Source organism: Nocardioides immobilis, assembly GCF_003515065.1.
GTDB lineage: Bacteria > Actinomycetota > Actinomycetes > Propionibacteriales > Nocardioidaceae > Nocardioides > Nocardioides immobilis.
Window position 1 is genome coordinate 45,156 of the sequence record NZ_QXGH01000009.1, and the last position, 16,000, is coordinate 61,155.

Consider the following 16,000-nt stretch of genomic DNA (forward strand, 5'->3'; position numbering starts at 1 on the left):
CGCGGGAACGGGTCTCGCACGATCCTTCCGGGGCGAGACGGTCGGCGCCTCGCTGCCAGGGAGGGGCTTCGCCCTCCTACCGAGTGGTGCTGGCATCCGCGATCGTTCCCACAGTCGCCAGAACGGCCAGTGTCGCGAACAGCAGCGCCATCGCCAGGCAGAGCCAGGCGCCCCGGCGCAGCGACCGCTCCTGCCGGTCGCGGACCGACCCCGCCACACGGTCAGGGACGAGCGACGCCGTGTTGCGGAGGCCCCAGCGACCGACGGCGAGCATGAGCACCGCCAGCGCGGCACTGACCAGTGCGGCGCTCACCGCAGACCCGTGTTCGTAGCGGGCGGCTCGTCGGGGTCGTCGGGGAGGTACGCCGCGTCGTACTCGACGTCCGCCTCGCGGATCTGGTCGGTCAGCCATCCGCGCCACGCCTCGAGCGCCCGTTCGGACCGCAGCGCTTCGATGACCGACTGCTGGATCTCGGAGAAGACTGCGGTGCGACCCGGGACCACATCCACCACCTGTCCCACGTTCCAGCCGTACCGCGTCTTGACCGGCCCGAACGCCGTGCCCGGACGGGTCCGGAAGGCCACGGTGGCGTAGGACGTGTCGAGCTCGTCAGGACGGACTGTGCCCAGGACGCCGCCACGCCTCCGGGTGGCGTCGTCGAGGGAGGTGGCGCGGGCCAAAGCGGCGAAGTCGTCGCCTCGCCGCAACCTGGACAGCAGTCCCACCGCCTCCGTGCGCGAGCCCACGACGATGTTGCGCAGCTGCCGGCGCTCGGGGGTCGCGAACCGGTCCGGGTCCTCTTCGAAGTAGGCCCGCGCATCCGCCACGGTGACGTCGTCGACCGCGTCGGCGGTCCGCTCCTGGAAGAGACCCGCGACCGCCTGTTGCCGCTTGACCTCGTCGAGGACCTCGTCCTCGGTGACGCCGAAACTGGCGAGCAGGTCGGTGAAGGCGCGATGCGGATCGTCACCGAGCTGGCCCTCGATCATCCGGGCGAGAGTGTCGCGCGCGCGCTTGTCGGAGATGACGATCCCCGCGTCCTCCGCGGCGTCGTCCAGAATCATGCTCACCGCCATCGCCTTGGCCGCATCGCGCCGGAACGCGTCCCGCTCGTCCTCGTCGGCCGGTTCCTCGATGCCGTACAGCGCGCCCATCACCTCCACCCAGTGATCGACGTCGCTCTCGGTGACGACCGTTCCGTCGTACGCGAACGCCGCGTCGTCGGGCAGTCCGCGGTTGTCGCGCAGGCCGATGACCACGGCCGCGGCGACGACCGCAACGACCACGGCGAGGGCCAGCCACTTGGCCGGAGACATCCTGATCTCTCGCAGTGCGGGGAGCTTCACACCAGCACCTCTTCCTTCGATATCTGGGTTTCGGGTGCGACGGACGCCGCTGCGCGGCGCGACGGCAGGGCCAGACGCACCACGTGGGCCGCCAGCAGGGACAACGCCACCGTCGCTGCCAGGAACAGTCCGAAGTCGCGGATGACGGCGAGACCCGAGAAGGTCAGGGCGATGTATCCCGAGGCTGCGGCGAGCGCCGCGACCAGCACCGACCTTCGCAGCGGTTTCGCCTGCGACCCGGTCGCGGTGCCCAGGAGGACCGTGAACTCGCAGGCAGTCGCTGTGGCCATGGACCCCAGGGCGATGGTGAGGGGCGTCAGCGGTACGCCGAGGGCCCACGCCCCGGCGAACCCCCAGCCGGTGGCGAGCGCGGCAGCCAGCACGGCCCGCAGGGCGTCGGACCGGCGTCGGAGCCCGACGAGCAGGACCAGGCCGGCAGCGGTGATGCCCACCACGCTCTCGAGGTAGCGGTGCGCCGACACCAGCTCGTAGCTGCGTGCGGTCACGACAGGCAGGCCAGCCAGGTCGACCGTCACCCCGTCCGGGGGATCGGGGATGGACGCCCTCAGGTCGTCCAGCAGCCTGCGCTGGTCCTCGACGTCGTCCAGCCCGATGCCGTAGCTGAAGACGGCCTGCTGCCCGTCACTGCGGATCGCGGCGGCCCGCAGGTACGGCGGGACCTGGGCGAGACCGGCTCGGATCTGCTCGGGCGTGGGCGACTCACCGAGGAAGGCCAGCAGCGTCACCGGGCTCACCACCGGGTGCAGGCGGTCGCCGTACCGGCGAACGACGACGTCGTGGACCTCGGTCATCCAGGCGAGCGTCTCACCGCTGAGCACGTCGTCCCCGCGGACCAGGATCTGCACCTCACCGGCGGAGCCGATGACCTCTTCTGCGTGACGGGCGTCGGCAATGGCCGGTGAGCCTGCCGCGAGCTTCTCCGGCTGCGACTCGATCGAGAGCCCGGGCAGCGCGACCCAGCCCGCGACGGCGCAGACGATGGCTGCCGTCATCAGCACCAGGCGGGCCCGTCCGCCCGCCTGCTTCTTCGCCGGGGCGGTGCCGGCGTCCTCGTCGCCACCGGGCTGGTCGAGCCGGTCCGGTCGCGTCCGGAGCGACAGCAACACCCCCAGCCCGGTGGCGACGAGGACTCCGGCGGCCAGGGAGAGCCCGAGGTCGCGGACGAACGGGATCGACGAGAGCCCGAGCGAGCCGAAGCCGGCGGCTGCAGCGAGGGCGGCGACGACGACCTGCCGTCGCTGCGCGCCACGCACGAGGTAGGCGGGAAAGTCGCTCCCGGTGCCCAGGACGAGCGGGAGGAAGGCGACGACGCCGAGGGACAGCGGACGGTTCAACCAGCCGAAGCCGGCCAGGACGATCAGGGTGGCGGCCGTCGTCGCCATCAGCGGGAGCAGCCGCGCGCGGCGTGGCAGCAACCAAGGGATCAACAGGTAGCACGCGGCGATAAGTCCGAACCCGACCAGACCCAGCACCGGGATCTCCCGGCGGACCTGGTCACCGAGCCCCGCGGCGACCACCGGCATCCCGGTCACGGTCACCCGGTGATCGTCGAGGTCTGCACCGTCGACTGCGTCCTCGACCTTGTCGACAAGGCGCTCGGTCGCTGCCTGGTCGAGCCCCTCGCGCGGCCGGATCACGATCGCGACCGCGTCGTCGTCCGGCACCACGAACCGCCACTGCTGGCGCGGCTGGCCGTCCTGGTCCAGCACGACGGCCCGGACGAAAGCGGGGTTGCGCAGCGTGGGCAGGCCGGCCGGGAGCCCGCGGACCAGCAGGGCACCGTAGCGCTCGTCGTACTTCTCGACAGCGGCGTCACCGACGGCAGACACCTGTCGAGGGGACAGGCCGGCCGGCCGTGCTCGCGCCTCTGCCTCCAACCGGAGGCCGTCGCGCCGTCCCATGATGGTCGCCAGCAGGTCCTGGGCCTGGCCGGCCACCTGGTTGAGCACGGTCCCCGGTCCGTAGACGACCGCGACGTCCGGGAGGCGCGAGAGGGTCCCCTCCAGCCGGGCCAGGTCGATGAGGGGGTCCCGCTCGAGCAACGCCCCCGCCTCGTCCGACTCGACGAGCACGACGACCGGGTCACCGCCGAAGGAGCGGGCTGCCTCGAGGCTTGCCGCCTGGCTGGGGTCGTCGAGCGGCAGCAGGGACCGGCTCGTGGTGTCCGTGCGGATCTGGGCGAGTCCGGTCACCACCACCGCGACAGCGATGGCAGCAACGACGAGCAGGCCCAGGAGCCGCGCGGGGCGCATCTCCTACTCACCCAGCCTCTCGACGCGCGGGTACCTGCCCGTGAACGGGCCGGGACGGGCGCCGGTGCCCGGGGCCGGGAATGCGTTCGTGTAATTGCCGAGCAGGTTGTTGTTGGAGACTGGCAGCTGCGGCGAGTGAGTGTTGAACAGCGGGGTCAGCCGCAGGTAGTAGGCCCCGTTCTCGTCCTGATAGTTCAGGACCGCGTTGAAGTTCGCGAAGTACGCCGCCAGCTCGGGCCCGTAGGGGCTGATGTAGGACAGCATCGGGTTGAGGTCCGCGAGCGTCGCCTGAGCCGTCGGGATCACGGCCTGGAGGTCGTCGCTGAGCTTGGGGACGCGGTTGAGCGTCGCCGGCGCCTGGTCGAACACCCGCGACAACGGCGCGAGCATGCCGTGCAGATCGGTCGTCGTGGCCGGCAGCTCCTCGAGGGCGGTGGTGAGGTCCGGGCCCGCTTCGCGAAGGTCGCGAGCCACCGGCCCGAGTGCATCGGCGAGAGTGGTCAGGCCGTCGGAGGCCAGCAACGTCGTCCGGAGCAGCTCGGGAGCCTGGGCCAACGAGTCCTCGATCGCTTCGCGCTGTCCAGCTGTCGCCCCCGTCACCTCGTTGGCGCTCGCGACCAGGTCGGCGATCTGCCCCTCGCCGGTGTCCAGAGCCCGCAGCAACAGAGACGTCTGGCGGGCCAGCTCCTCGATGTCCTCGGACTGCGCGGCGATCGCGTCCAGGGCCGTGTGCCCCTGACGACCGAGGTCTCCGAGCCCGCTGAGGAGAGCGTCGATGTCGTCACCGGTCCCGGCCGTGGAGTCCCCGAGCGAGCGCACGAGGCTGCGCAGCTCGCCACGGGAGTCCTTGTCGATGCTGGCGAGCACATCCGTGAGCTGCACGCTCGGAACGACGGCATCGGCAGGGAGCTCGGTGCCGGCGGACAGCTCGTCTCCCTTGCCGTCGGTCAGGTCGAGATACGTCTCGCCGACCAGCGACCGCTCTGCGAGACGGACCTGGGCACCCTCGTGCAGCGGCGCGATGTCGTCGTCCAGCGCGAACTCGACCTCGACCCCGCCGTTGTCGGGAAGCTGACGGACCGACCGGACGAGGCCGACCTTCACCCCGGCGATCTGGACCTGGCCCGCCTTGACCAGGTTGTCGACATCCTTCATGACGACCGTCGCGGTGTACTCGCCGTCGTCGACGAGCGGGCGGCGCACTCCGGTGCCGGAGAAGAGGATGTACATGATGAGCGCGCACACCCCGAAGAAGGCCATCAGGGCGGCCAGCCGCCCGGACGTGCTGGACATCGAGATCTTCATCGGACGCCTCCTCGACCCTGGTCCAGGGAGTTGGGCAGCACGCCGCCGGCGGGCAACGGAACGATCAGGTGGCCGCGGATGATGCTGCCGTTCACGTCGCCGGCACCGAACACCGACGAGGTGTTGTAGACGAACGCCTTGATGTCGGTCAGGTAGCTCATCACCGTCCGGGTGTCCTGCTCGAGCGGTGAGGTGATCTGGTCGATGTTGCCGAGCGCGGCCGTCGCGTCCGTCACGAGCGGTCGCAGGTCAGCCACCACGGGTCGTGCCCGCTCAAGGGCGGGGCCCGCGGCGTCGACCGTCCGGCCGAGGTTGCCCACGGTCGATCGGAACCGCTCCAACGCATCGGGCAGGTCGTCGGACGCCTGGTTCAGGCTGGCGAGAGTCGGGTCGAGCTGCGTCGTCAGGGCCTGGGTGCTGGTCATCGCCGCGCGAAGGTCCGCGGTGAGGCCGGGGAGCTCGTGCAGGCTGGCGCGCAGCTCGCCGTCGCTCGAGGCGAGCGCCGACAGGGTCTCCTGGGTCGCCTCCGCCAACCGGGCCACCCGGTCGTCGTTCTTCCCGACCGCGGTCGCGACGTCCGACAGGGCACCGACCAGCGTCGCGATCAGGTCCCGCCGGCTCTGGAGAGCCTCGACCACGGGCTGCATGGACCGCAGCGTCCCGGAGGTCGCTGCGAGGCCGTCGGGGAGGTGCTCGGGGGCCCTCGCCAGCGCCACGTCCGACTCGAGGAGCAGGTCGGTCAGGGCGAGCTGGGAGCGCTCGTCGAGGTGTTTGAGGATCTCGTCAGCCTGGACCGGGCGTTCGGTCTGGCTGATCGGGATGACGTCGTCCTCGCCCAGCTCGCCGGCCGCGGACGTCCCCGGGTTGAGCTCGATCTGCATCTCGTTCAGGGGGTTCTTAGGACGCAGCACCGCACGCGCGTCGCGGTAGATGTCATAGTCGCCCTCCAGGACCATCGTGATCTTCGCAGTGCCGTTGTCAGTGGCCTCGGCCTCTGAGACGGTCCCCACGCGAACACCCGCGATGGTCACGGTGTTCTGGCTCGCGGGGTTCAGTCCCGGCACCTGCTCGAACTCGGCGACGACGACCGTGCGCTCACTCCAAGGGGCGGTCCCTCCGAGGTAGGACTTGATGATGGCCGCGGCCACCACGCCCAGCACCATCAGGACGACCAGTGCGGACACGTCGCGCCCGAGCCCAGGGACGGTGCGGAGCCGCTCGACGTACGCGGAAAGTCTGCTGCTCTCGTTCATCGGTCGCCTCCAGTCACGAGCGGCAGGTCGAGCGGAACCAGGTCACCGGAGGGCAGTCCAGCGGGCCCGTTCTGGTCGGTTTGGTCGGGTTGGAGGCCGAGCGGCGGCGACTCGTCGTCGTTTGCGCCCTCCTGCGGCCCCTCGGGCAGCTGGTAGCCCAGCACCTCGAGGTACTGCTCGAACGACATCCCGACCACTCCGCCCGGGGTGCTCAGGCCTATTCCGGCCATCAGCCGGCCGTGGGCGCCGTTGTGGTCGTGGAACTTGAACACGTCGGCGGTGTGGGAGAGCAGGTATCCGGCCTCCTCGTAGAGCAGGTGGTCGTTGCCACCGCCCTGATAGGTCCCGGTGCCGTGCCAGGGCGAGAGGACCGCGGACGTGACCGGGCCGGTCAGCCGGTTCAGGACGGGACCCCTCACGTCGGACAGGACATCGGTGGCGCGAACCGTTCCGGGAACCAGGACCTCGACCAGGGGACGGGCCTCCCTCGCAACGACGCGGGCGTCGGCGATCACGGGCCGCGCGTCCACCAGCACGGGGTCGAGGTCGGCGAGGAGCGGGCCGAGTGTCTGCGCAGCGGGGCGGAAGTCCTCCGCCGTGGTGCGCAGCCGATCGAGCGTCTCGTCCAGGTCCGCCAAGCCAGCCTGCGTGATGCGGGCGGTTTCCGGTCCCTGCGCGATGGTGGCGGTCAAGGCCGCGCGCTCGTCGGCGAGTGCCGCGGTCGAGGTCGCGAGGCCGTCGATGATGCTGGTCAAGCGACCACGGTCGCGGGTCAGTGCGTCAGCCGTGTGCTGCAGTCCTGTCACGAGACCCGTGAGGTCGGTCCGCGGAGTGGTCCCGGTCAACGCGTCGAGAACGTCGGCTGCCGGCCCGAGCGTGCCGGGCGCCGAGGTGACGAGGTCGCGCACGGTACGACGACCGGTCCGGTCGAGCGTCTCGTCGAGGCTCGCGATCGTGCCGCGCACTGCCTCGGACGCCGATGGCGTGACTGCCGAGAGCACCTTGTCGAGCTCGACCGGGACCGACGTGTGGTCGACCGGGATGGTTGCTCCCTCGTCCGTCGCGCCGGCCCGCCCGCCGCGCACCAGCTCGACGTAGTACGTCCCGCCGAGCACGAGGGTCGGACGCACGTTGGCGGACGGGGCCGTGCCGAGCTTCTCCAGGGTGCCGTGGTCGAGCTTCATCTCGACCACTGCACGGCGTCCTTCGGAGCGCTCGACGTCGGTGACGGTGCCGACCTGGACACCGGCCAGCTTCACCACGCTCTGGTACGGCACGAGCTTGTACGCCTGGGAGAATTCAGCGCTGAGCGACTCCCCTGGCGTCATCACGGTCTCGACGCGGGACCGGTTGAAGGCCCCCAGCGAGAACAGGAGAAGGCCGACCAGGACCGCCACACCAACGGCCTTCGGGGACCGCGGAGCGCGCCGGATGAGGCGTTTTGACGTCGTACGCATCAGTTCTCTCCAAGAGGCAGGCCAGGCGGCATCAGGCCCTCGGCCCGGTCGTACTGCGCTTCACCCGGGTCCGGGTACTGGTTCTGCGGCAGGTTGGCGTCGCCCGACGGGATCAGCGCGCCGAGCACGGTGTTGACGCCGGGTGTCACACCCAGGCGGGCGTAGCGGACGCCGGGCTCGGGGCCCTGGGACACGAAGCTCCGGCCGCGCAGGAACAGCTGCGCCATCTCGGGGGCGTACGGCGCGAGGACCTGCAGCGGGGTGAGCAGGTCGCCGATGGCCTGTCGGACGAGCGGCGCGAGCGGACGGGCGTCCGCCAGCACAACGGTCAGGTCCTCCAACGCCGGTTCGGCGAGCTCGGCCACATCTGGGACCTGGTCGGCTACCGGCACCGCGTCGCGGAGGAAGCCTCGCAGCGCCCGCTCCGAGCGAGCGAGCGCAGCCGCACCCGGCTCGAGCGCACTCATCGCCTGCGACGTGTCGGACAGCGGTCCTTGGAGCCGGTCCATCGCGCGCTGCGTGTGCGACAGGGTGTCCGGCAGCAGTTGGACTGACTCCCGCAGGGGCTCACCGGACGCGGAGAATGCGTCGAAGGTTTCGGCGGTCCGCACGACGAGCTGCTGGAGCTCCGACTCGCGTCCGTGCAGTCTGCCGGACAGCGTCTCGATGTCACGGAGCAGCCCGACGAGATCGGTGCGCGGCGATGCGAGGGCACCCGACACCTCGCCGAGGTCGTTCAAGAGGTCAGGGGCTTTCGTGAGGAACCGCTTCAGGTCCTCGCCATGGCCGGCGACACCGGTCCCCATCGATCGCAGCATCGCGACGGCTGCGTCGCGGGTCTTCGCGTCGAAGACGTCGAGCAGCTCGTAGATGTCGGCGGAGTCCGTGGTCTGGCTGACCGGGATCGGCTCGTTGCCGAGTTCACCGGCGTCTGAGGTGCCCGGGTCGAGCTCGACGAACTTCGTCGCCAGCGCGGACAGGTCCCACAGCTCGACCTGCGCGTCGCGGTACACGTCGACGTCACCCTCGAGGACCATCGTCACCAGAGCAGCGCCGTCCTGATACTCGATCTCGCTGACCCTTCCGATCCGCCGGCTGTTCTGGCGGACCGCATCGTTGGCGCGCAGGGAGTGGACGTCCTCGACCAGCGCCTGGACCTCGGTCGTCTTCGCGAACGGCATGCCGGTCTGGGCCTTGAACGTCAGGAAGAGCACACCCGCCAGCACGACCAGCACGATCCCGCCCGCGCGGAACGCAAGGGACCGACTCTGAAACTCCGGGGTCACCTTGATCATCGCGAAACACCTCCGAGAAGCTGCTCCAGGAGGTTCTCCTCCTGTTGGGCGGACAGACCGGTTGCACTCTGCCTCTCGGCCGAGCCCCGGTTCCCGCCGAGGCCGCCGAGGAGGCCGTCGAGGTCGAGGACGTCGTCGAGCACGTCGTTGACAGGTCCCTGCCTCGGACCGTCGTCGCGACCCGGACCCTCGAGGTTGGGAGCGGTCGGGACCTCGACGTCGTCCAGCAGATCGTCCGGGAGGCCGGGCACGATCCCGGCCGCCGTGTCGTCGAGTGCTGCCGGCGACAGCGGCACCATCGCCTTGAAGTAGTGGCTGATCGCGTCGTAGTCGCTGGTGGCGAGGGACCAGCCCTTCACGAACTCCATGAGGTCAGTCAGGCTCTGCCCGCTCAGCGCCGTCGTCGTGAGCCGGGCACCCGCGGAGGAGGCCGGGACCAAGTCACGGGCGGCCGGGCGGAGGGCGGCGACGACCGGGGCCGCTTCCTGCAACAGGTCCTCTGCCTTGCGGAGCACCGGCGGAAGGGCGCCCAGCGCGGGATCGGCGGCGTCGGCGAAGCGCAGCAGCTCGCCACTGATGTCGTCGAGGTCGTCGGTGATCGGGCGGAGCGACTGAAGGGTGCGCCGGGCCGGGCCGGCCGCGGCGGAGAGCTCGACGAGAGCTGCCCGCGAGCTGCGGATGGTCTGCGGCAGGTTCTGCAGCGCGAGCTCGAGCGACCCGCGCTCGGAGGCGACGATCGCCAACAGGGTGGTCGCCGACTCGACCAGTCGGTCGAGCTGTCGTCCGTCGTCGGCGCCGAGGGCCCTCGCGACGGGCTCTGCGTTCTCGACCAAGGTCGTCAACAGCTCGTTCTGGTCGTTCAGGATGTCGGCCAGATCCTCGGTCTGCCGCATCGCAGGTGCGAGCGCGGCGATCGCCTGGTCCGCCTGCTTGCCGCGACCGCGCAGTCCCTCACCAAGCTCGGTGACCAGTGCGGCGAGCGCGACCGAGGCGGGTGTGTCCACCGAGTTGAGGACGTCCTGGAGGTCCACCACGCGGGCGGTGTTCCCCGCGGGGATGACCATCGGCGTCGCGAGCGCCGGGGCGTCCGGGCTGCCTCGGTCCAGCCGCACGAACCGCTCGCCGAGGAGGTCCTGGGTCGTGATGGTGGCGGTCGCGTCCTCGTGCAGCGGGAGCACCCGTGCGTCGAGTCGCATCGTGACCTGGGCCGCGCCGTCCTCGAGCTCGACGTCAGTGACCTCGCCGACGTCGACACCGGCCGCCTTCACGACGTTGCCGGGCACGAGCGGGCTCGCGTCCTCGAAGACGGCGACGACCTCGATGTCGTCGTCGGAGCCGTCCTGCAGGAGCACGATGGCGGCAGCGATGGCGAGAACGAGTGCGCTGGCGGCTGCGAGCAGGGTGCGCTTGCTTGTCATCGGATCACGCTTCCTGTTGCGTCGGTCCACGGCTGGCCTTCGGGTGCTCCGGGCGGCGGGTTGGGGTTCTGCCGAGCGGTAGGCAGGGGCACGAGGCTCTCGTTCAGCGCGTTCGTCCCCGGAGCCAGTAGGCCCGCCCAGGTGTGACCGGCGCCGTCGTACGGCGCAAAGGCCTGGCCCCAGTTGTGCAGTCCGCCGATCGCCTCCGGCGTGTACGGGCGGAGGAATGCGAGCGCGGGACCCAGGTCGCTCATCAGCCGGTCGAGGCCCGGCACGACCTGATGACTGGAATCGAGCAAGCCCGGGGTCTGCTGGAGGAGCTCGTCCGCGGCGGCCAGGAGCGGCCGGAGCTCGGCGACGGTCGGCCGGAGGTCGACCAGGGTAGGAGCCAGGTTGGCGCTCACCCGGGGCAGCAGCGCGGTCGCCGGCCGGAGGTCGTTCAGGAGCGCCACCGTCGAGCGGGATGCGCCCGGCACCTTGCCGAGGGTACGGTCGGCGGTTCGGATGAGGTCCGGCAGCTCGGCGAGGGTGGCGCTGAGGTTGGTCTGCTCCTCGGCGACCGAGGACGCAAGGTCGGTCAGGTCGGACACGGTGTCCGCGACCTCGTCCCGCCGCGACGCGGCCAGGGTGGTCAGCTCGGACAGCTGCTCGACCAGGGTCCTGATCGCAGGACCGTCCTCCCCGATTGCCCGCAGCACCTCGCCCAGGGCGTTGACGGTTCCCGACGCACCCCGGATCGTCGCGCGCAGGTCGTCCTCGTTGCCGTCGATGGTCCGGTTGAGGTCGGCGAAGAGCGCAGTGAGCCGCTTCCTGGTCGGGGCGTCGAGCGCCTGCAGGACCTGGTCGACCTCCACCTGTGTGGACTCCACCTCGACGAAGGCGCCCTCGGGCAGCTCGGCGTTGGCGTCCGAGCCTGGGTAGAGGGTCAGCACCCGCTCTCCGACGGCGGAGACCCACTCGACACGGGACGTCGTCCCGTCGTGCAGAGGGGCGAAGTCGTCGTCGATGGAGACGGTCACGACGGCCTTGCCGTCCCGGACCCCGAGGTCGGTGACCTGGCCGGCGTGGTGTCCGTTGATCCACACGGGAGTCCGCTCCGCAACCTGCGCGGCGGACGGGATGACGAGGCTCACCTCGTAGTCGTCGTCACTCAGGTAGGCAGTGCCGCCCGCGAGCAGCACGACGGCGGCCGCCAGGCCGATCCAGCGCTTTCGTGGCATCCTCGATCAGTCCATCCCGAGCGGGCCGACGGAGTCACCCGACAGGAACTGCCGGACGAAAGGCATGTCCGAGTTGAAGGCCTCTTCGGTCTCGCCGTAGTGGATGAGCTTTCCCTGCCACACGACGCCGACGTAGTCGCTGACCTTGCGGGCGGTCCGGATGTCGTGCGTGACCAGCACGTAGGTGCCGCCGTGCTCGGCATGCATCTTCAGGATCAGGTCGTTGAGCAGGCTGGTGCGCACCGGGTCGAGGCCGGAGTCCGGCTCGTCGAACATGACCACGCTGGGGTTGAGAACCAGCGCGCGCGCGAAGCCGGCCCGCTTCTTCATCCCTCCCGACACCTCGCCGGGGTACTTCGACACGGCGCGGGTGAGGCCCACCTCGTCGAGGTGGCCCATGACGATCTCGCGGATCTCCGACTCGCGCTTCTTGGTGTGCTTGCGCAGGGGGAACGCGACGTTGTCGAAGATGTTCATCGACCCGAACAGGGCGCCGTCCTGGAACAGCACACCGAACCGCTTGCGGATCTCTTGGCGCTCCTTCTCAGAGATGTGCCAGATGTCGTTGCCGAACACCTCAACCACCCCGGAATCGGGCTCGAGCAGACCGACGATGTGCTTGAGCAGCACGCTCTTGCCCGTGCCCGACGGGCCGAGCACGGTCGTGATCGCGTCGTCGACGAAGTTGAGGTTGAGCCCGGTCAGGACGTCGAAGGAGCCGAAGGACTTCTTGACGTTCTTGATCCGGACGCTGTGCTCGAGGTGCGGCGCCGGGTCGACGATGATGCCCTGGGAGTAGATCTCCTCATAGGTGCGGTCGTCGTCGAGGGTTGCCAGAGGTGCGGACATGTCGTGGTCCTTTCGGTGGATCTCCGAGGAAGGAGTCGTGCCGGTCAGAAGCTGATGGGAGCGCGGGTGAGCGCGCCGAAGAACAGTTGCTGGAAGACGGCTCCGAGCACGCTGACGATGACGAGGTTGATGACCATCGACTTGGCGGTGGCCTTGCCCACCCCGACCGGTCCGCCACTGGCGTGGAAGCCGTAGTAGCAGCCGACAAGGACGATCAGGATGCCCATGATCGTCGCCTGGAGCAGCGACAGCAGCAGGTCCTGCTGCGTGGTGAAGGACCAGAAGACGGAGAGATATCCTCCAGCCGACACGCTCTGGAACAGGTAGACGTTCATGTAGTAGCCGAGCACGTACATCAGCCCGGTGCCGGCGATGAACATGAAGGGCGTCACGATGATCATTGCGAGGACCCGGGTGTTCACGAGGTATGCGCGCGCGTCGAGGCCCATCACCTCGAGTGCGTCGATCTCCTCGCTGATCCGCATCGAGCCCAGCTCGGCGACCAAGCCGCACGCGACCTTCGCCGAGAGGATCCAACCCCACATCTCGGGCGCCACCGTGTAGTCACCGGTCGAGCTGAACACCGCGGTGTAGCCGCCGGCACCGAGCTGGGCCAGGAGGTAGTGCGCCTCCAGGGCGATCTCGGCAGCGAGCATGCACATCATGAACCAGATGATGAAAGTGCTCTTGAGGATGATGATCCCGGCTTGGCGCAGCACCTCGGTGCCGTAGTGCCGGACGTCGGGCATCGATCTCACGATTCCGAAACTGAAGGTCGCGATGCCGCCGAGGTCCGCGAGCAGCGAGCTGCCGTCGCTGTACCCGCCCATCCCCCCCGTGCTGGCAGTCGCAGCCGGCTCGGTCTCCTCGTCGGCGTCGAGCGGTCCGTTCGTCGTTGTCGTCATGATCGGTTCCTCACCGGTTGATGAGCATGTCGGGGTTCAGGCCGAGCATGGTCGCGTTGACGATGAAGTTGATGACCCAGATCGCGGCGAACGAGAGCACGACCGCCTCGTTGACGGCACGACCCACGCCTTCGGCGCCACCCCGGGCAGTCAGGCCCTTCTGCGCTGAGACGACGCCGATGAACAGGCCGATGAGCGTGCACTTGATCGTGGATCCGACGAGCTCGGGCACGGTCAGTGAGCCGAAGAGGTTGCCGAGGAACGCACCTGGCGACGTGGTGCCGAGCCAGGTGGCGGACGCCATCGCCATCCCCAGGCCGAGCACGCTGCCGAGGACGTTGAACGCGACCATCATCACGGTGATCGCGATGACCCGCGGCAGAACAAGTGCACGAACGGCGTCGACGCCCAGCACCGTGAACGCGTCGAGCTCCTCCCGGATCTTCCTGGCCCCGAGGTCAGCGGTCATCGCCGTGCCCATCACGCCGGCAACGGCCATGCCTGCACAGAAGGGGGAGATCTCGCGAAGGCTCGCCATCACGAAGTAGGTGCCGAGCCGGTTGCCGGCGCCGAGCAGGCTCACCAGGTCATACGCGTAGTTGGCGATCAAGAAGGTGAAGCCACCAACGGCCAGTGTGACCGGCAGCCAGCAGAACCGCAGCATGGCGTACATCTCGTCGCGGGTGGCGGCCCAGTAGCCTCGCGGCTCCCTCACCGCGGTGGTCACCAGCTGGGCCAGAAGCCGTCCCGACTCCCCCACATCGGTCACGATTCGCTGCACGCCCGACGGGCTGGCGTGCATCACGCGTCCGGACGTCGTCAGCCGCCGGCCGGTCTCGTCGGCCTCCTCGGTCGGTGCAAGATCGACCGCCATCACAGGGCCCCTTCGAGCGGCACCTGGTCAAGGTGCCGGAAACCACGCTGGAAGTAGAGGACGGCCGGGCGGTCGTCCACGTCCACCTCGATCACCCTGGCGACCAGGATGGTGTGGTCCCCACCGTCGTAACGTTCGTGAGCCTCGCACTCGATCAGGACCGCCGCGTCCAGCAGAACGGGCACACCGCGGTGGTCGGGCACGAACTCGCCTCCCCCGAACTTGTCGGCACCCTTGGTCGCGAACCGGTTCACCAGGTCGACGTGGACGGAGCTGGCGATCTGGATGGACCACTGGTCGTTCTCGAGAAACGCGTCGTGGCACTGAGCGGTCTTCGCGATGCAGACCAGGACGAGGGCGGGCTCGAGCGAGACCGAGCAGAAGGAGCTGGCCGCGAAGCCACGCGGCTCGCCGTCCGAGTCGGCCGTCGTCATCAGGGTGACGCCGCTGGGGAAGGCCGACATCGCCTCCCGGAACTTCTCCGCGACGCTCTTGTCCGAGCTGACGGTGGTGGTCACGATGCGCTCCGTTCCGACGCCGGGTCGGTGCCCAGCTGGTGGTCGAGCCGGACAGCCTTCGTGCGGAGGTAGCCGGCGTTGTGGGCGTTGGGGGTGACCGCCAGGGGGACGCGGTCGGTGATGGTGATGCCGTAGTCCGAGAGACCGGTGAACTTCTTGGGGTTGTTGGTCATCAGCCGGATCGAGGTGACGCCGAGGTCGCGCAGGATCTGCGCGCCCACGCCGTACTCCCGGCTGTCGACCGGCAGGCCGAGCGCTAGATTCGCGTCGACGGTGTCGAGGCCGTCCTCGTCCTGGAGCTGGTAGGCCTGCAGCTTGTGGCTGATGCCGATGCCCCGGCCCTCGTGTCCGCGTAGGTACACGACGACGCCGGTGCCCTCCGCCGCGACCTCCGCCAACGCCCGGCCCAGCTGCTCCCCGCAGTCGCACCGCAGCGAACCGAGTGCGTCGCCGGTCAGGCACTCCGAGTGCACCCGGACCAGTACGTCGGGGCGGCCGGCGGGGTCACCGCACACCATCGCGACGTGCTCGACGCCGTCCAGCACCGAGCGGTAGCCCACCGCGTTGAACTCACCGAAGGCGGTCGGTATCCGCGCGCTCGCCGTGCAGGTGACCAGGGACTCGCGGGCCATCCGGTAGCGGACGAGGGAAGCGACCGAGATCAGCAGGAGCCCGTGCTTGCGGGCGAACCTCTCGAGGTCGGGCAGCCGGGCCATCGTCCCGTCGTCGTTCACGATCTCGGCGAGGACGCCCGCCGGCTGCAGTCCGGCGAGCCGGCACAGGTCGACCGCGGCCTCGGTGTGTCCGGCTCGCTGGAGCACTCCCCCCGGCCGGGCCCGGAGGGGGAACAGGTGCCCCGGTCGGGTGAACTGCTCGGGACCGACGGCGGGGTCGGCGAGCGCGCGAGCAGTCACCGCTCGGTCTGCCGCGGAGATGCCGGTTGACGTGGCATCCCTGAGATCGACAGAGACGGTGAACGCCGTGCCGCGCGGGTCGCTGGCGGCCTCGACCATCGGCGGGAGGTCGAGCTGGTCGAGACGGCCGCCGTCCATGCCGACGCAGACCAGCCCGCTGCTGTGCCGGATGACGAAAGCCATCCACTCCGGCGTCATGTGCTCGGCCGCGAGGATGAGGTCGCCCTCGTTCTCGCGGTCCCCGTCGTCGAACACCACGACCGGCCGGCCGAGACGGAGCTCTGCGCACGCGGCCTCGACCAGCTCGGTGCTGGTCAGCGCGTCTTCGTTCATGGCGTTGCTCCTCTCGGTCGCGGTCGTCGGGTGGGTGTC

14 protein-coding genes are annotated in these 16,000 nt (G+C 69.8%); all 14 read right to left on the reverse strand.

Annotated features, from left to right (window positions below):
• Positions 1 to 76: 76 nt before the first annotated feature.
• From D0Z08_RS01175 to D0Z08_RS01240, 14 genes are read right to left on the reverse strand one after another with little or no spacing between them, the layout of a single operon-like run.
• On the reverse strand, positions 77 to 313 hold the full coding sequence (locus tag D0Z08_RS01175) for a hypothetical protein (protein ID WP_118921845.1): 237 nt from the start codon (positions 311 to 313) through the stop codon (positions 77 to 79).
• Positions 310 to 1,347, reverse strand: a complete 1,038-nt coding sequence (locus tag D0Z08_RS01180) for a peptidylprolyl isomerase (RefSeq protein WP_245993475.1) — start codon at positions 1,345 to 1,347, stop codon at positions 310 to 312. The genes D0Z08_RS01175 and D0Z08_RS01180 overlap by 4 nt, the downstream gene beginning before the upstream one ends.
• Positions 1,344 to 3,620, reverse strand: coding sequence for an MMPL family transporter (locus D0Z08_RS01185; RefSeq protein WP_118921847.1), 2,277 nt, complete (start codon positions 3,618 to 3,620; stop codon positions 1,344 to 1,346). The genes D0Z08_RS01180 and D0Z08_RS01185 overlap by 4 nt, the downstream gene beginning before the upstream one ends.
• A gap of 3 nt (positions 3,621 to 3,623) precedes the next feature.
• On the reverse strand, positions 3,624 to 4,925 hold the full coding sequence (locus D0Z08_RS01190) for an MlaD family protein (protein WP_118921849.1): 1,302 nt from the start codon (positions 4,923 to 4,925) through the stop codon (positions 3,624 to 3,626).
• Entirely contained in the window at positions 4,922 to 6,178 is a 1,257-nt protein-coding gene (locus D0Z08_RS01195) for an MlaD family protein (RefSeq protein WP_118921851.1), read from the reverse strand. Before D0Z08_RS01195 ends, D0Z08_RS01190 begins: the two co-directional genes overlap by 4 nt.
• Positions 6,175 to 7,635 carry an MlaD family protein gene (locus D0Z08_RS01200; protein WP_118921853.1) on the reverse strand — a complete coding sequence of 487 codons (1,461 nt, stop codon included), beginning with the start codon at positions 7,633 to 7,635 and terminating at the stop codon, positions 6,175 to 6,177. Before D0Z08_RS01200 ends, D0Z08_RS01195 begins: the two co-directional genes overlap by 4 nt.
• The gene (locus D0Z08_RS01205) at positions 7,635 to 8,930 is read right to left on the reverse strand and encodes an MlaD family protein (RefSeq protein ID WP_118921855.1); all 1,296 of its coding nucleotides are present in this window, start codon (positions 8,928 to 8,930) and stop codon (positions 7,635 to 7,637) included. The genes D0Z08_RS01200 and D0Z08_RS01205 overlap by 1 nt, the downstream gene beginning before the upstream one ends.
• A complete protein-coding gene (locus D0Z08_RS01210; RefSeq protein ID WP_118921857.1) occupies positions 8,927 to 10,348 on the reverse strand; it encodes an MlaD family protein in 1,422 nt (473 codons plus the stop codon). Before D0Z08_RS01210 ends, D0Z08_RS01205 begins: the two co-directional genes overlap by 4 nt.
• Positions 10,345 to 11,568, reverse strand: a complete 1,224-nt coding sequence (locus tag D0Z08_RS01215) for an MlaD family protein (protein ID WP_245993477.1) — start codon at positions 11,566 to 11,568, stop codon at positions 10,345 to 10,347. The genes D0Z08_RS01210 and D0Z08_RS01215 overlap by 4 nt, the downstream gene beginning before the upstream one ends.
• A gap of 6 nt (positions 11,569 to 11,574) precedes the next feature.
• The gene (locus tag D0Z08_RS01220) at positions 11,575 to 12,417 is read right to left on the reverse strand and encodes an ABC transporter ATP-binding protein (protein ID WP_118921859.1); all 843 of its coding nucleotides are present in this window, start codon (positions 12,415 to 12,417) and stop codon (positions 11,575 to 11,577) included.
• A gap of 44 nt (positions 12,418 to 12,461) precedes the next feature.
• Positions 12,462 to 13,322 carry an ABC transporter permease gene (locus tag D0Z08_RS01225; RefSeq protein ID WP_118921861.1) on the reverse strand — a complete coding sequence of 287 codons (861 nt, stop codon included), beginning with the start codon at positions 13,320 to 13,322 and terminating at the stop codon, positions 12,462 to 12,464.
• A 10-nt stretch (positions 13,323 to 13,332) separates the two neighbouring features.
• Complete coding sequence (locus D0Z08_RS01230) at positions 13,333 to 14,196, reverse strand: MlaE family ABC transporter permease (RefSeq protein WP_245993479.1); 864 nt, start codon at positions 14,194 to 14,196, stop codon at positions 13,333 to 13,335.
• Positions 14,196 to 14,714, reverse strand: coding sequence for a flavin reductase family protein (locus D0Z08_RS01235; protein WP_182481086.1), 519 nt, complete (start codon positions 14,712 to 14,714; stop codon positions 14,196 to 14,198). Before D0Z08_RS01235 ends, D0Z08_RS01230 begins: the two co-directional genes overlap by 1 nt.
• Positions 14,711 to 15,961 carry a bifunctional 3,4-dihydroxy-2-butanone-4-phosphate synthase/GTP cyclohydrolase II gene (locus D0Z08_RS01240; protein ID WP_182481087.1) on the reverse strand — a complete coding sequence of 417 codons (1,251 nt, stop codon included), beginning with the start codon at positions 15,959 to 15,961 and terminating at the stop codon, positions 14,711 to 14,713. The genes D0Z08_RS01235 and D0Z08_RS01240 overlap by 4 nt, the downstream gene beginning before the upstream one ends.
• Between the last annotated feature and the right edge of the window lie 39 nt (positions 15,962 to 16,000).

Coding starts and splice junctions, on each gene's coding strand:
- D0Z08_RS01215 (WP_245993477.1), bottom strand. CDS start 11,568: ATGCCACGAAAGCGCTGGATCGGCCTGGCGGCCGCCGTCGTGCTGCTC.
- D0Z08_RS01185 (WP_118921847.1), bottom strand. CDS start 3,620: ATGCGCCCCGCGCGGCTCCTGGGCCTGCTCGTCGTTGCTGCCATCGCT.
- D0Z08_RS01210 (WP_118921857.1), bottom strand. CDS start 10,348: ATGACAAGCAAGCGCACCCTGCTCGCAGCCGCCAGCGCACTCGTTCTC.
- D0Z08_RS01225 (WP_118921861.1), bottom strand. CDS start 13,322: ATGACGACAACGACGAACGGACCGCTCGACGCCGACGAGGAGACCGAG.
- D0Z08_RS01220 (WP_118921859.1), bottom strand. CDS start 12,417: ATGTCCGCACCTCTGGCAACCCTCGACGACGACCGCACCTATGAGGAG.
- D0Z08_RS01230 (WP_245993479.1), bottom strand. CDS start 14,196: ATGGCGGTCGATCTTGCACCGACCGAGGAGGCCGACGAGACCGGCCGG.
- D0Z08_RS01200 (WP_118921853.1), bottom strand. CDS start 7,635: ATGCGTACGACGTCAAAACGCCTCATCCGGCGCGCTCCGCGGTCCCCG.
- D0Z08_RS01240 (WP_182481087.1), bottom strand. CDS start 15,961: ATGAACGAAGACGCGCTGACCAGCACCGAGCTGGTCGAGGCCGCGTGC.
- D0Z08_RS01205 (WP_118921855.1), bottom strand. CDS start 8,930: ATGATCAAGGTGACCCCGGAGTTTCAGAGTCGGTCCCTTGCGTTCCGC.
- D0Z08_RS01190 (WP_118921849.1), bottom strand. CDS start 4,925: ATGAAGATCTCGATGTCCAGCACGTCCGGGCGGCTGGCCGCCCTGATG.
- D0Z08_RS01195 (WP_118921851.1), bottom strand. CDS start 6,178: ATGAACGAGAGCAGCAGACTTTCCGCGTACGTCGAGCGGCTCCGCACC.